General features: G+C 53.1%; 6 protein-coding genes and 1 pseudogene. 5 read left to right on the top strand and 2 right to left on the bottom strand.

The features are described from left to right. Window positions 1-7: 7 nt before the first annotated feature. A complete protein-coding gene (locus tag L888_RS0108360; protein ID WP_027952567.1) occupies window positions 8-1,306 on the bottom strand; it encodes a DUF3078 domain-containing protein in 1,299 nt (432 codons plus the stop codon). Between the two features lie 217 nt (window positions 1,307-1,523). Here L888_RS0108360 and L888_RS0108365 point away from each other — a divergent pair, with 217 nt between their 5' ends. The 5 genes and pseudogenes from L888_RS0108365 (at window position 1,524) to L888_RS0108385 (ending at window position 10,457) form a co-directional block, all read left to right on the top strand. Beyond that, a complete protein-coding gene (locus L888_RS0108365) occupies window positions 1,524-3,149 on the top strand; it encodes a CTP synthase (RefSeq protein ID WP_027952568.1) in 1,626 nt (541 codons plus the stop codon). 7 nt (window positions 3,150-3,156) lie between these two features. Continuing rightward, entirely contained in the window at window positions 3,157-5,067 is a 1,911-nt protein-coding gene (gene yidC / locus L888_RS0108370; protein WP_027952569.1) for a membrane protein insertase YidC, read from the top strand. Between the two features lie 105 nt (window positions 5,068-5,172). After that, a complete protein-coding gene (locus L888_RS0108375) occupies window positions 5,173-7,347 on the top strand; it encodes a S9 family peptidase (protein WP_027952570.1) in 2,175 nt (724 codons plus the stop codon). A gap of 17 nt (window positions 7,348-7,364) precedes the next feature. Then, window positions 7,365-8,986, top strand: a pseudogene (locus tag L888_RS13505) (MFS transporter). A gap of 64 nt (window positions 8,987-9,050) precedes the next feature. Continuing rightward, on the top strand, window positions 9,051-10,457 hold the full coding sequence (locus tag L888_RS0108385; RefSeq protein WP_027952571.1) for an MFS transporter: 1,407 nt from the start codon (window positions 9,051-9,053) through the stop codon (window positions 10,455-10,457). A gap of 198 nt (window positions 10,458-10,655) precedes the next feature. Here L888_RS0108385 and mfd read toward each other — a convergent pair whose 3' ends face one another. Further along, window positions 10,656-14,156, bottom strand: coding sequence for a transcription-repair coupling factor (gene mfd / locus L888_RS0108390; RefSeq protein WP_027952572.1), 3,501 nt, complete (start codon window positions 14,154-14,156; stop codon window positions 10,656-10,658). Window positions 14,157-14,165 lie beyond the last annotated feature (9 nt).

The raw sequence follows: 14,165 nt of genomic DNA on the forward strand, positions 1-14,165 counted from the left end.
CGGAGCGTCAGAAACTGTAGGAAAAGCCCAGGGAAATATACTCCTTGAACTGCCAATAGCCATGATGGTCGTCGCGATTGGTATCGTCGTCGAATCGGGGATAAACAAAAAGTTTGGTCGAAATATACCTGTTGAACTGGAAAGTAAACGTATTCTCCCACTCCAACTCCGAACGCTCATAGGTGGTGTAGCTGTAGAGGCGGGTCTGCCACAGCATGTTGTCTGCAAATTTCCACTTCATATCCAAGGTAAGCTGCGAGCCGAGGTCGTGCATGGTGTGCCTGCCCTCGTCAAGGCCGTAGCGTTTGGACAGTGACAGGCGCCCCACATACTTGAGGTTGTAGGCCAGCGGAGCCAAGTGGATGGTACCCGTAAGCCGATTCTTCAACCAGCTTGCCGAATAGTCCATACCGAGCGAGACATTCACGTTGGCCGGCGAGGCGAAGTCTGAAAGGACGGAACGCTGGTTGGCCTTATAGTTTCGCATGAACTGCGTGTAGGCAAGTAGCTGGAACGTATAGTACCAACGTTTCGTGGCTTGAAGACCAAGTTTGCCGGTGTAGCGCAACAGGTCGGACGAAGTCTTGAGCTTGTGCAGGGAGTCGCTGCGGGATGTCTGGAAGCCCAGTTTCATTTCCAGCTTGTTGTCCCACCGCAGTTTCTGCTTGTTGTTGTAGTTGGCTTCCAAGGTCAGCGCACCCACCATCGAGTAGTTGCTCTCGCCTCCTTTATACCAGTTTCCCGAGATATAATTCTGAAGAAACTGGAGAAAGTAGTCGCCATTGATTGTCCAGAAATTTGGCTTTAATACCACCACGTCTACCGGCTGGCTCTCGGGCTCTATGGGAGTGGCCTGTTTCACGATAACCGTGGGCCGCTCGGTCACCGTTGCAGGAGCCAGTGTCGGCCCCGCTTTCTCCAGTTGGTTCTGGGTGTTTCGCACCAAGTCGGGACGGCGGAGATACATGTTCAACAGCAGACTGTCTGTAGGCGACAGTCTGCTGTCAAGCGAGAAAGCCTTCCGGCTAATATCCTTATAGAATGTGAGTGGCAGGAAAACGGGTGCCACATCCAGATTGGTGAGTTGCCCGGTGACCTTGATTTCCTTGTGGAAAAGCGAGTCGGCAAAAGTGCGCAACGAGTCGGAATAGCTGCGAACAAACACGTCTTCGCCTGTCCAAGCATGGCGCATGGGGCGGTGGGACAGCCGCAAACGGCCTTGCGCCTGGGCCTCTATGGGCAGCAACGCCAAGGTCAGAATGCCGAGTGAAACGGTCAGGACACGGTGGGAGAAAAGGTATTTCATGAATTCTTATTTCGATGTTTGGTCTGTCAAAGCAGGGCAAACACGCCCTCTTTTGTCCGCAAAGTTACGCATTATTGTCCAAAGTATCAGCATTGCGGAGTATTTTCTTCATGTTCGTCAGTCCGTGCCCAAAGTTTCAAAATGATTTGTTGCCCGTCTCATAAAATTGTGCTAACTTTGCAACAAAATATCAATAACTCTTTAACAACAAAAGATTGTGGCAGAAACAAAGTATATCTTCGTCACAGGTGGCGTGGTTTCTTCACTTGGAAAAGGAATCATTTCTTCGTCGATAGGCAAACTCTTACAGGCGAGGGGCTACAACATCACCATTCAAAAGTTCGACCCGTACATCAACATTGACCCGGGCACACTCAACCCTTACGAGCACGGCGAGTGCTATGTCACCGTAGACGGCATGGAGACCGACCTTGACCTGGGACACTACGAACGGTTCACGGGCATCAAGACCACCAAGGCCAATTCCATGACCACGGGGCGCATCTACAAGGCAGTCATTGACAAGGAGCGACGTGGAGACTATCTGGGCAAGACCATTCAGGTGGTGCCCCACATCACGGACGAAATCAAACGCAACATCAAACAGCTTGGGCGGAAATACCATTACGACTTTGTAATTACAGAGATAGGCGGAACCATTGGAGACATTGAGAGCGCACCGTTCCTCGAGGCCATCCGCCAGATGAAATGGGAACTGGGGCGCAATGCCGTGAACGTACACCTGACCTACATTCCCTACCTGAAAGCGGCCGGCGAGCTGAAGACCAAACCCACCCAGCACTCGGTGAAAGAGTTGCAGAGTGTGGGCATTCAGCCCGACGTGCTCATCATGCGGACGGAGAAACATCTTGATGATGCCATCCGCCGGAAAGTCGCCAATTTCTGCAACGTCGACTTCGACTGCGTGGTGCAGAGCGAGGATTTGCCCTCCATCTACGAGGTTCCGGTAAACATGCAGAACCAAGGACTTGACACTGCCATCCTGCGCAAGGTGGGCGAGCCCATCGGCGAGACTCCCGAGCTGGGGCCGTGGAAGGCTTTCCTGGAGCGCCGCAAGCGAGCTGCGGAAATCGTGAACATCGGTCTTGTTGGCAAGTACGACCTGCAGGACGCCTACAAGAGTATTCGTGAAAGCCTCTCGCATGCAGCCACCTACAACGACCATAAAATCAAGATCAACTTCATCAACTCGGAGTATATCACCGAAGAGAATGTGGGCGAAAAACTCTCCGGCCAGGACGGCATCGTGATATGTCCGGGCTTCGGCCAGCGTGGCATCGAGGGCAAAATTATTGCCGCCCACTACACCCGCACCCATGACATCCCGACATTCGGCATCTGTCTGGGCATGCAGATGATGGTTATCGAGTTTGCCCGCAACGTGCTGGGCTATGCCGATGCCAACTCGCGCGAAATCGATGAGAAGACACCACACAATGTCATCGACATCATGGAGGAGCAGAAAAATATCACCAACATGGGCGGCACCATGCGTCTGGGCGCCTACGAATGCGTGCTCAAGCAGGATTCCCGCGTGCTCGACATCTACAAGCAGGAGCATATTCAGGAGCGCCATCGCCACCGTTATGAATTCAACAACGACTATCAGCAAGAGTTTGAGCGCAACGGCATGATGTGCGTGGGACGCAATCCGGAGAGCGATCTTGTGGAGATTGTTGAGATACCCGGACTAAAATGGTATATCGGCACCCAGTTCCATCCGGAGTATCAGAGTACGGTGCTCAAGCCGCACCCGCTTTTTGTAGACTTTATCAAGACCGCCATCGCAAACCAAAAGAAAGACCAAGACATTAAGGCATAACCCTATTATGGACAAAAACTCAATTATCGGCTTCGTGCTCATCGGCGTGGTCCTGATCGGATTCAGCTGGTATTCCCAGCCCTCGCAAGAAGAGCAACGGGCCCAATTCGTCAAGGATTCCACGGCACAGGCCAACCGCGCAAAGGCTGAGAAAGCCGCCAAGGCTGCCGCATTCAAAAAGAAACAAGAAACCCAACAGAAGATTCAGGAAGACACTACAGCCCTTTTCTACACGGCTCTGACCGGCCAAGCCCGGGAAATCACCCTGCACAACGACAAGGTGGAACTCACATTTTCTACCAAGGGAGCGCAGGTGAAGAAAGCCGTTGTCAAGAACTATAGGGACAACATAACCGGCGGCAAGGGAGTTGTACTCTTTCAAGGCAACGACCAAAGCCTCAGCTACACGCTTGCCGGCAAGGATTTCAACATCTCTACGGCCGACCTTTATTTCCAGCCGTCGGCCGTGAGCGACACCACGATCACCTTTACCGCACAGGCTGCAACAGGAAAAACCATCAGCCTCGTCTATCGTTTGGGACATGACTACATGCTCCATCTGGCACTCCAGGCAGACGGAATGGAGGGGCTCTTTGCACCCAACACCAATACAATGGCCATCAATTGGCAGGATAAAGTGCGGCAACAGGAAAAGGGGTTCAACTTTGAAAACCGATATGCCACGCTTACCTATCATGAGAGCGAGGGTGGCACCGACTATCTGAGCGAGACTTCTGAGAAGATAGACAAGGACATTGAGGCAAACATTGACTGGGTGGCTTTCAAGAATCAGTTCTTCTCTGCTGTGATGATTGCCAAGAAAGACCTTGGCGATCATGCCCTGCTCACCTCTATCCCCCTGCAGAAAGAGACGGGCTATCTCAAACAATATGAAGCCAAGATGAAGTCGTTCTTCGACCCGAGCGGTAAAGTTCCGTCCGAGTTCGATTTTTACTACGGTCCCAATGACTTCCGGTTGCTCCAGAAAGTAGAGAAAGAAAATGCTTTCGGAAAAGACCTGCAGATGCAGCGACTGGTCTATCTGGGCTGGCCCCTGTTCCGCTACATCAACCGCTGGTTCACCATCTACGTGTTCGACTGGCTGAGCAAATGGTTCCCCATGGGTGTGGTGCTCATCCTCATTACCTTGTTGCTCAAGGCCATCACCTACCCCATGGTGAAGAAAAGCTACATGAGTTCGGCAAAGATGCGCGTGCTCAAACCGAAACTCGATGCCGCCACCAGACAGTACGACAAACCGGAAGACCAGATGCAGAAACAACAAGCCATGATGGCTGAATACGCCAAATATGGCGTGTCGCCCCTCTCGGGCTGTCTGCCCATGCTCATCCAAATGCCTATCTGGATCGCCATGTTCAACTTCGTGCCCAATGCCATTCAGCTGCGTGGACAAAGTTTTCTCTGGATGCACGACCTCTCCACCTATGACCCCATCTTCCAGTGGAATGCCAACATTTGGCTCATTGGGGATCACCTCTCGCTCACTTGCGTACTCTTCTGTGCCGCCCAGATTATCTACAGTTGGTTTACCATGCAGATGCAGAAAGACCAGATGGTAGGCCAGCAGGCGGAGCAGATGAAGATGATGCAGTGGATGATGTATCTCATGCCGCTGATGTTCTTCTTCATTTTCAACGACTATTCATCAGGACTTAACTTCTACTACTTCATCTCCCTTATCATGTCGGCCGGCATTATGTATGCTTTGCGCAAGACTACAAACGAGGAAAAACTGCTCGCCATTCTGGAATCGCGCTATAAGGAGAACCAGAACAACCCGAAAAAGATGAAAGGCATGATGGCCCGTATGCAGGCTTTGCAACAGATGCAGCAACAGCAGATGGAAGAGCAGAGACGCAAGCAGGACGAAATGAACCGAAAGAAGAAAGGACTCTAAAATCAAATCATAGGGATAGGAACTTATTGGCAACAGCGGCATTGTAGCTCATGGTTTGCCCATAAGTTCCTGTCATTTCCTGTCTACCCTCAACATTCAATCACGATGAAGAACCAAACAATAGCTCTGGCACTGGGGGCGCTCCTCATAGGCAGCCCACAAATCAATGCACAACCCATGATTCAAAAAAACAACATAACGCTCGCCAGTGACCTCATGACCCCGGAGGCTCTCTGGGCCATGGGCCGCATCGGTGGACAACAGGCTTCGTCCGACGGCAAGCAGGTGGTCTATCAGGTGAGTTATTATAGCGTGAAAGAGAACAAGAGCCACACCATGCTCTTCGTTCAGCCGGTTCAAACAGGCAAGAACATTGCACGCCCAATACAGCTCACCCATGATGACAAGAACGAAAGCGACCCCTCTTGGATTGAGGCGGGCCGTAAAATTGCTTTCTTGCGCGAAGGGCAGCTGTGGAAGATGAACCCCGACGGAACAGGCCGCGAACAGCTCACCCACTCCAAAGTCGACATCGAGGGGTTCCGCTTTTCGCCAGACGGACAACACGTGGTACTCATCAAGAGTCTTGACTATCATGAGTCGATACAGAAAAATCCAGACGACCTGCCCAATGCTACCGGCCGCCTTGTCACCGACCTGAACTATCGTCACTGGGACCACTACGTGGAATCGATTCCCCATCCCTTTGTGGCCGAGGTTCATGGCAACAGTGTTTCCGACGGCTTGGACATCATGGCTGGTGAACCCTACGAATGTCCCATGGCACCGTTTGGCGGTATCGAGCAGATTGCATGGAGCAGCGACTCCAAGCAGATAGCCTATACCTGCCGCAAGAAAACGGGCGTGGACTATGCCATCTCGACCGATGCCGACATCTTTCTTTATGACATGGCTACCCGTCAGACACGTAATCTCTGCAAGCCGGATGGGTATGTGGAGCCAAAGATTGACCCCACCAAGAGTATGCGCAACCAAGCCGTGAATCATCAGGCAGGGGATATGAACGTGGGTTACGACATCAACCCTAAGTTCTCCCCCGACGGTCAGTATGTGGCTTGGCAGAGCATGGCCCGTAACGGATACGAAAGCGATCGCAACCGGCTCTGCGTTTACAACCTGAAGACAGGCGAAAAGAAATACGTCACCGAACAATTTGACTCCAACGTAGACGACTACTGCTGGGGCACTGACTCGAAAACTCTCTACTTTGTTGGTGTATGGCATGCCGTAGAAATGGTGTACCAAACCAACCTTGACGGCCAGGTGATGCAGCTTACCGACGGTTGGTTCGACTACGGCTCGGTGCAACTATTGGGCAATACTCGCCAGTTGCTCGTCAGTCGTCACTCTTATTTGCAGCCCGATGACCTCTATGTAATAACCCCAAATAAAAAGGAAAAGAAATCGGCCGTGGCTCAGATTACAGCCGAGAACAAGCATATTCTCGATCAATTGGCCCAACCCAAGGTGGAGCAACGCTGGGTGAAGACCACCGATGGCAAGCAGGAACTGGTGTGGATTATCCTGCCGCCGCACTTCGATGCCAATAAGAAATACCCCACCCTGCTCTTCTGTGAAGGAGGCCCACAAAGCCCCGTGAGCCAATTTTGGAGCTTCCGCTGGAACATGTTTATCATGGCTGCCCACGGCTATATCGTCGTGGCCCCCAACCGTCGCGGGCTCCCTGGTTTCGGCAGCACATGGAACGAGGCCATCAGTCAGGACTGGACCGGACAGTGCATGGCCGACTATCTCTCGGCCATTGATGATGCAGCCAACAACCTACCCTATGTGGACAAGGACCGACTTGGTGCCGTAGGCGCCTCGTTCGGAGGTTTCTCCGTCTACTATCTGGCCGGGCACCACAACAAACGCTTCAAGTGTTTCATCGCCCACGACGGCGCATTCAACCTTGAATCCATGTACACCGACACAGAGGAGGCTTGGTTCTCCAACTGGGAATACGACGATGCCTATTGGAATCATGACCAGACTGCAGCAGCCAAACGCACCTATGACAACAGCCCCCATCGCTTTGTAGACCAGTGGGACACGCCCATTCTCTGCATCCATGGCGAGAAAGACTACCGCATCAACGCCAATCAGGGCTTCGGAGCTTTCAATGCCGCCCGCTTGCGTGGCATCCCGGCAGAGCTCCTCATCTATCCCGACGAGAATCATTGGGTGCTCAAACCACAGAATGGCATACTCTGGCAACGCACATATTTCAATTGGCTTGACCGCTGGCTAAAGCAATAACTACAAAACATTAAACGATGACTCAACAAATTCAGAAAACACTTAGAGACTCGGCCGCATTCCGATGGACGGCCCTGTTGCTTCTGGCACTGGCCATGTTCTGTGCCTACATCTTCGTCGACATCCTCTCGCCCATCAAGGATTTGATGCTCACCGAACGCGGCTGGGACTCCACGGCTTTCGGTACCATGCAGGGCTCCGAAACGTTTCTCAACGTGTTTGTCTTCTTTCTCATCTTTGCAGGAATCATCCTCGACAAGATGGGAGTGCGCTTCACTGCCGTACTCTCCGGCATGGTCATGCTCCTTGGTGCCTGTATCAAGTACTACGCCGTCAGCGAAAGCTTCATTGGCAGTCCGCTCGAAGCATGGTTTACCAACCACCTCAACCATATCCCCATCTTCGAGCAGCTGGGCGTATCGCCTTTCTATGAAGGTATGCCGGCTTCGGCCAAACTGGCAGCCTGCGGCTTTATGATTTTTGGCTGTGGCACAGAGATGGGCGGCATCACCGTATCACGCGGTATCGTGAAGTGGTTTAAAGGCCGTGAGATGGCTCTGGCCATGGGGTCCGAGATGGCCTTGGCTCGTCTGGGTGTGGCCACTTGCATGATTTTTTCCCGTTCTTTGCCAAGTTCGGCGGCCACGTAGACGTTTCACGCTCTGTGGCTTTTGGCGTGGTGCTGCTCTGCATTGCCCTTATGATGCTGGTGATTTATTTCTTCATGGACAAGAAACTCGATGCGCAGACCGGTGAAGCGGAAGAGAAGGACGACCCTTTCAAAATCAGCGACTTGGGACAAATTCTCACCAGCAGCGGCTTCTGGCTTGTATCATTGCTCTGCGTGCTCTACTATTCGGCTATCTTCCCTTTCCAGAAATATGCCGTGAACATGCTTCAGTGCAACCTGACTTTTACCGAGGTTCCGGCAGATTCTTTCTGGGCCTCAACTTCGGTAACTATCATCCAGTATGGCATTATGCTGCTTGTGGCCGTGACTGCGTTCATGTTTAACTTCATGAAAAACAAGTCCGTGAAGTATGGTATGCTCTGCCTCTCCATTGTATCGCTCGTTGCCTATTGTTATATGGGCTACATGCGCCAGTCGGCCGAGTCGGTCTTTGCCGTATTCCCCTTGCTCGCCGTGGGCATCACTCCCATCTTGGGCAACTATGTTGACCATAAGGGCAAGGCCGCTTCCATGCTCGTGTTGGGTTCGCTCCTGCTCATTGCATGTCATCTCACCTTTGCTTTCATCCTGCCGCTGTTCAAGGAGAGCCAGGCCGGCGGAGTGGTCGTGGCCTACCTCACCATCCTTGTCCTCGGCTCTTCGTTCTCTCTTGTGCCTGCCTCCCTGTGGCCCAGCGTGCCCAAACTTGTCGATGCCAAGATTATAGGCTCGGCCTATGCCCTGATTTTCTGGATTCAGAATATCGGCCTATGGCTCTTCCCGCTACTTATTGGCAAGGTGCTCGACCAGACCAATCCCGGCATCATTGATGCCACACAGCTCGACTACACAGCACCGCTCATCATGCTTGCAGGTCTTGGCGTGGCTGCATTGGTCATCGGCCTTATCCTCAAGGTGGTCGACAAGAAGAAAGGACTCGGACTTGAAGAGCCCAACATCAAGGCTTAACCATCACCATCGGACGTATGCCATGACGGCATGCGTCCGTTCGTTATTCCCCCTTTCCCATACCATGAACACCACAGCAGACTGCCGTCCCGCCCTGCCATCAGCATCACGAAAGACGCGATGGACGGTACTTTTCCTTGTTGCCACGGTCATGATGGCCGGTTACGTCTTCTGGGATATTGTTTCCCCTATCTCCACTTCACTCAGAATGCCCGTCAATGAGGGTGGCATGGGTTGGACCCAAGCTGAATATGGATTCTATGCCGGCAGCTATTCGTTTTTCAATGTCTTCCTTTTGATGCTCTTCCTCGGAGGAATTCTTATTGACAAATATGGCATCTGCTTTGCCGGACTGTTGGCCACAGGGGCCATGCTGACCGGTGCTGCCATCAATTTTTATGCCATCCGATACATGGATCCACACCATATCATTCTCACCCACGTCAGTTTCTTCGGGCTTGTTCCTGCCCAAATCAAGGCGCAGGTGCTGGCCGCCTCCTTGGGCTTTGGACTCTTCGGAGTAGGGTGCGACATCACGGGCATCACCGTATCCAAGGTGATCACCAAGTGGTTCACGGGGTACGAGTTGGCCTCTGCCATGGGCATTCAAGTGGCTATGGCCCGACTGGGCACGGCATCGGCACTGAGTTTCAGTCCGCTCATTGCAGAGAAGTGGGGCATTTCGTCGCCGATATTGGTAGGCGTGGGCGTACTGCTCATCGGATTTCTGCTCTTTGCAAGTTACACCTTGATGAACCGGAACTACAACCAAAGAGCCCAAGCCACCCACACCGAAACATCCGTCGCCACTCGCCTCGCCAAAGACAGCTTCCGGTTTCGCGACCTCTTGCAAGTATTGCGCAATCCCGGTTTCTGGCTCATCGCCCTACTCTGTGTTTTCTTCTACAGTTCCATCCGTCCATTCATGAAGTTTGCCACCGACCTCATGATTAGCAAATATGGTGTGCCCGAAACGACAGCAGGCTGGATAGTGGCCGTCATCCCTTATGGCACCATTGTGCTTACACCGCTTTTTGGAACCCTCTACGATCGTCTGGGCAGGGGTGTTCAACTCATGTTCGCGGGCTGCATCGTCCTTACCCTATGCCACATCGGCCTGGCTATCCCCGCCATACACAACACTGGATTCGCACTATTCATCATGGTGCTCATCGGCATTTCATTCTCTCTGGTACCCTCAGCCCTATGGCCAAGCGTGCCCAAAATTGTTCCCATCAAGATGCTGGGCTCTGCCTACTCCATTATCTATTACATCCAAAACATTGGCCTTGCACTTGTACCTATGCTCATTGGCCGGCTGAACGACATTGACGCCAGCTATACCACCAGCCTGTCGGTTTTCGCTTGCTTTGCCGGGGGCGGAGTATTACTGTCGCTCGCCCTCTTCGCCATCGACCGAAAGAAAGGCTACGGCTTGCAGAAAGCCAACTTCAAAAATAGTTTCTCATAGGCCATTTACATAAAAAACGAACTGGGAAAGACTAAAAAGTCGTCGTTTAGAGAAAAAACGGACTGGGAAAGGTTAAAAAGTTGCTGTTTTGAAAAAAACGGACTGGGAAAGGCTAAAAAAGTCGTCGTTTTGAGAAAAAACGGACTGGGAAAGGCCAAAAAGTCGCTGGTTCGAGAAAAAATGAACTGGGAACGGCCGTCAATTCGTCATTTCCTGCCGCTCCATGGCCCGCAACACCGCAACCGCCTCTGAAACAGAGGAAACTGAAGTGATGTGGATGAGCCGACGGCCATGGGCATCCTTGAAGTTGCAGCGTCGAGGATTGGCCATGACATAGCGGATGATGCGGCCAAAAGTCTTGCTCTGATAGAAAGGACTGTCTTGATTGGAGACAAACTGCAAGTTCATCATGCCCTGACGCAAAATCACTTTCTCGCAGCCCAGCCGCTTGCCCACCCGACGCAGACTCACCACCTGCATCAGCTCCTCACCCTCGGGCGGCACGGGGCCAAAGCGGTCTACCAGCCGCTGACGGTAGGCCGCGAGGTCGTCGTCGGTCTCTATGTTGTCAAGTTCGCGATAAAGCAACATGCGCTCGCTGCTGCCCGGTACATAGGTGTCTGGATAGTACATTTCAAGATCGCTCTCCAAGGCACAGTCCTCCACAAACTCATTGCCCGACACCTCACGTCCCTGCCGGATGTCCTCGGCATAAAGCTCTCCAAACTCCTCATTCTTCAGTTCGGTCACGGCCTGGTTCAGGATTTTCTGATAGGTCTCGTAGCCCAGATCCTCCATGAATCCACTTTGTTCGGAACCCAACAGATTGCCTGCCCCGCGGATGTCGAGGTCCTGCATGGCCAGGTTGAAGCCACTGCCCAGCTCAGAAAATGTCTCCAGTGCCTCAAGCCGACGGCGTGCCTCGGGAGTAAGCACACTCTTGGGTGGAGCCAGCAGATAGCAGAAAGCCTTGCGGTTGCTCCGGCCCACACGTCCCCGCATCTGGTGCAAGTCAGACAGTCCGAAGTGGTTGGCTTGGTTAATGATAATGGTATTGGCGTTGGGAATGTCGATGCCATTCTCCACTATCGTGGTGGAAAGCAGCACGTCATAGTCGTAGTTGATGAAGCCCATGATGATCTTTTCCAGCTCTTCGGGCGGCATCTGCCCGTGCCCGATGGCCACGCGACAGTCGGGCACATACTTATGAATGAGTTCGGCTATCTCTCCAAGACCCGAGATACGGTTGCTCACAAAGAACACTTGCCCGTTGCGGCTCATCTCGAAATTGATGGCATCGGCTATCACCTCATGGCCATAGGTGGCCAGTTCGGTGTGTATGGGGTAGCGGTTGGGCGGCGGCGTGCGCATGATGCTCATGTCCCGGGCTCCCATGAGCGAGAACTGCAATGTGCGAGGAATGGGCGTAGCCGACATGGTGATGGTGTCCACATTGGTCTTAAGCTTGCGCAGCTTCTCCTTGGTAGACACGCCGAACTTGTGCTCCTCGTCGATGATGAGCAGCCCCAAGTCGTGCCACTTCACAGCCTTTCCCAACAACTTGTGGGTACCCACAATGATGTCTATCTTGCCGGCTTCCAGATCTTCCGTCACCTGCTTGGTCTGTTTGGTGCTTCGGGCCCGCGTCAGATAGTCCACGCGCACAGGAAAATCTTTCAGTCGGTCGCGGAAAGTCTGATAGTGCTGGAACGCCAGCACCGTGGTAGATACGAGCACTGCCACCTGCTTGGAATCGTAGGCAGCCTTGAAAGCTGCGCGCACGGCTATCTCGGTTTTTCCGAATCCCACGTCGCCGCAAATGAGCCGATCCATCGGCTGCGCCCGTTCCATGTCGGCTTTCACGTCCTGTGTGGCTTTCAGCTGGTCGGGCGTATCCTCATAGAGGAAGCTCGCCTCCAGTTCATGCTGCATGAACGAGTCTGCACTGAAAGCGTATCCCCGCTCATGCCGGCGTTTGGCATAGAGCCGGATAAGGTCCCGCGCTATGTCCTTGATGCGCTTCTTGGTCTTCTCTTTCAGCCGTTCCCAAGCTCCTGTGCCCAATGTGCTGAGGCGCGGGGCCTCGCCGGCATCACTGCTCCGATACTTGGAAATCTTATAGAGCGAGTGAATGGAGACATCCACCTTGTCATTGTTCTGATAGATAATGCGGATAACCTCTTGATAAGAGTCTCCCCCGGAAGTCCCTCCCCGGCCATCCCCAACAGCTATGGGCACGCGTACCAAGCCACCAAATTTGCCGATACCGAAGTCTACATGCACAATGAAGTCACCAGGCTCCATCTCTTGCAGTTCTTTCATGGTGAGGGCCATCTTGCCGGCCCGTGCCTTGTCCGACTTGAGGTTGTACTTGTGGAACCGGTCGAAAATCTGATGATCGGTGAAGAAACATGTCCGCAGATCGTGGTCAGTAAACCCCTCGTGCACCGTCTTGTCCACGGGTGTGAAATCAATGCCCGACCGCTGCGCGTTGGCCAGCGACCGCTCCGGGTCGGCTCCCATCTCGTCGAAGATGTCCTTGAGCCGCTGTTGTTGTTTCCGGCTGTCGGCCAGAATATAGAGCTTGTAGCCTTGCAGGATAAAGTCTTCGAGCGATTGTCTCAGCAGGTTAAAGTTTTTATGGAATAACGGTTGCGGCGAAATATGGAAAGTAACGGCGGCCTCGGCCTCTCCTTTGCCAGCCATATCTGCTGCCGCAGACAGCAAAACCTGCTTGAATTTTTCTGATTCATCCACAAACAGCGATGCCGGACACAGCACGCTTTCGCGTGTCATTTCCTTGCGGATGCGTGCCTGTTCCATCTCGGTTGCCCCCTCCATACGCTCGGTAACAACCTGGCCGGAGAATCCTTCGTGGTAGATGCGGTCGATCACGTCACGCACATAGCCGAAATCCTTGGCCACCAACACAGCGTTCAGAGGCAGAAATTGCAGAAAGGGCACCCGCTCTGTGGCCAGCGCAGCCAGCTCGGGCACAATCTCAACTTCGGTCTTGCGGTCTTTGGACAGTTGGTCTTCCACGGAGAATGTGCGGATGGAATCAATCTCGTCACCGAAAAAATCTATGCGGAAAGGCAGCTCGCTGGAAAAAGAATACACGTCGATGATGCTGCCACGCACGGCAAACTGTCCGGGTTCATACACATAGTCTTTCTCCGTGAAGCCCAAATCGCGCAGCCGATGTTCCAAAGTGGTAATGTCGATTTGCTGTGCCGTCTTGAGAGAGATGCGCCGCTCGTCCAGATGGGTCTGCGAAACAACGAGTTCGGCAATGGCCTCGGGATGGCTCACGACGAACAGCCCGTGCCCAGCCAAACCTGCCGTCTGGGCAGCGGCCAGGGCTGCCAGCACCTCGGTGCGCAGTATCTCGTTGGCAGCATCGCGCTGGCCGTACTTCACGGCACGCCGGTAGCCCGATGGGAAAAAGAGAACGGTATCCGCCTGCCCCGAACATTCCCGCAGGTCATTGTAGAAGTAGCCGGCCTCGTCGGCATCCTGAAGTATAAACAGGAACACATTCTTCGACTTGTCTGCCAAGGCAGAAAAAAATATGGGAGCCGAGGAAGCCACCAGTCCCTGCAGGGAGATGGTCTTCACCGTGTCGTCTCCCAACAACTTGACGAGGGCCCCGCTCTGCGGCAGCCCCCTGTATAATGTCTGTAAGTCTGTGATGTTCATATCATCGGG

This window comes from Hallella seregens ATCC 51272, assembly GCF_000518545.1.
GTDB classification, from domain to species: domain Bacteria; phylum Bacteroidota; class Bacteroidia; order Bacteroidales; family Bacteroidaceae; genus Prevotella; species Prevotella seregens.

Excerpts from the sequence above, each read along its gene's own strand:
- L888_RS0108360 (WP_027952567.1), bottom strand. The coding sequence starts at position 1,306 with ATGAAATACCTTTTCTCCCACCGTGTCCTGACCGTTTCACTCGGCATT.
- yidC (WP_027952569.1), top strand. The coding sequence starts at position 3,157 with ATGGACAAAAACTCAATTATCGGCTTCGTGCTCATCGGCGTGGTCCTG.
- L888_RS0108375 (WP_027952570.1), top strand. The coding sequence starts at position 5,173 with ATGAAGAACCAAACAATAGCTCTGGCACTGGGGGCGCTCCTCATAGGC.
- L888_RS0108385 (WP_027952571.1), top strand. The coding sequence starts at position 9,051 with ATGAACACCACAGCAGACTGCCGTCCCGCCCTGCCATCAGCATCACGA.
- mfd (WP_027952572.1), bottom strand. The coding sequence starts at position 14,156 with ATGAACATCACAGACTTACAGACATTATACAGGGGGCTGCCGCAGAGC.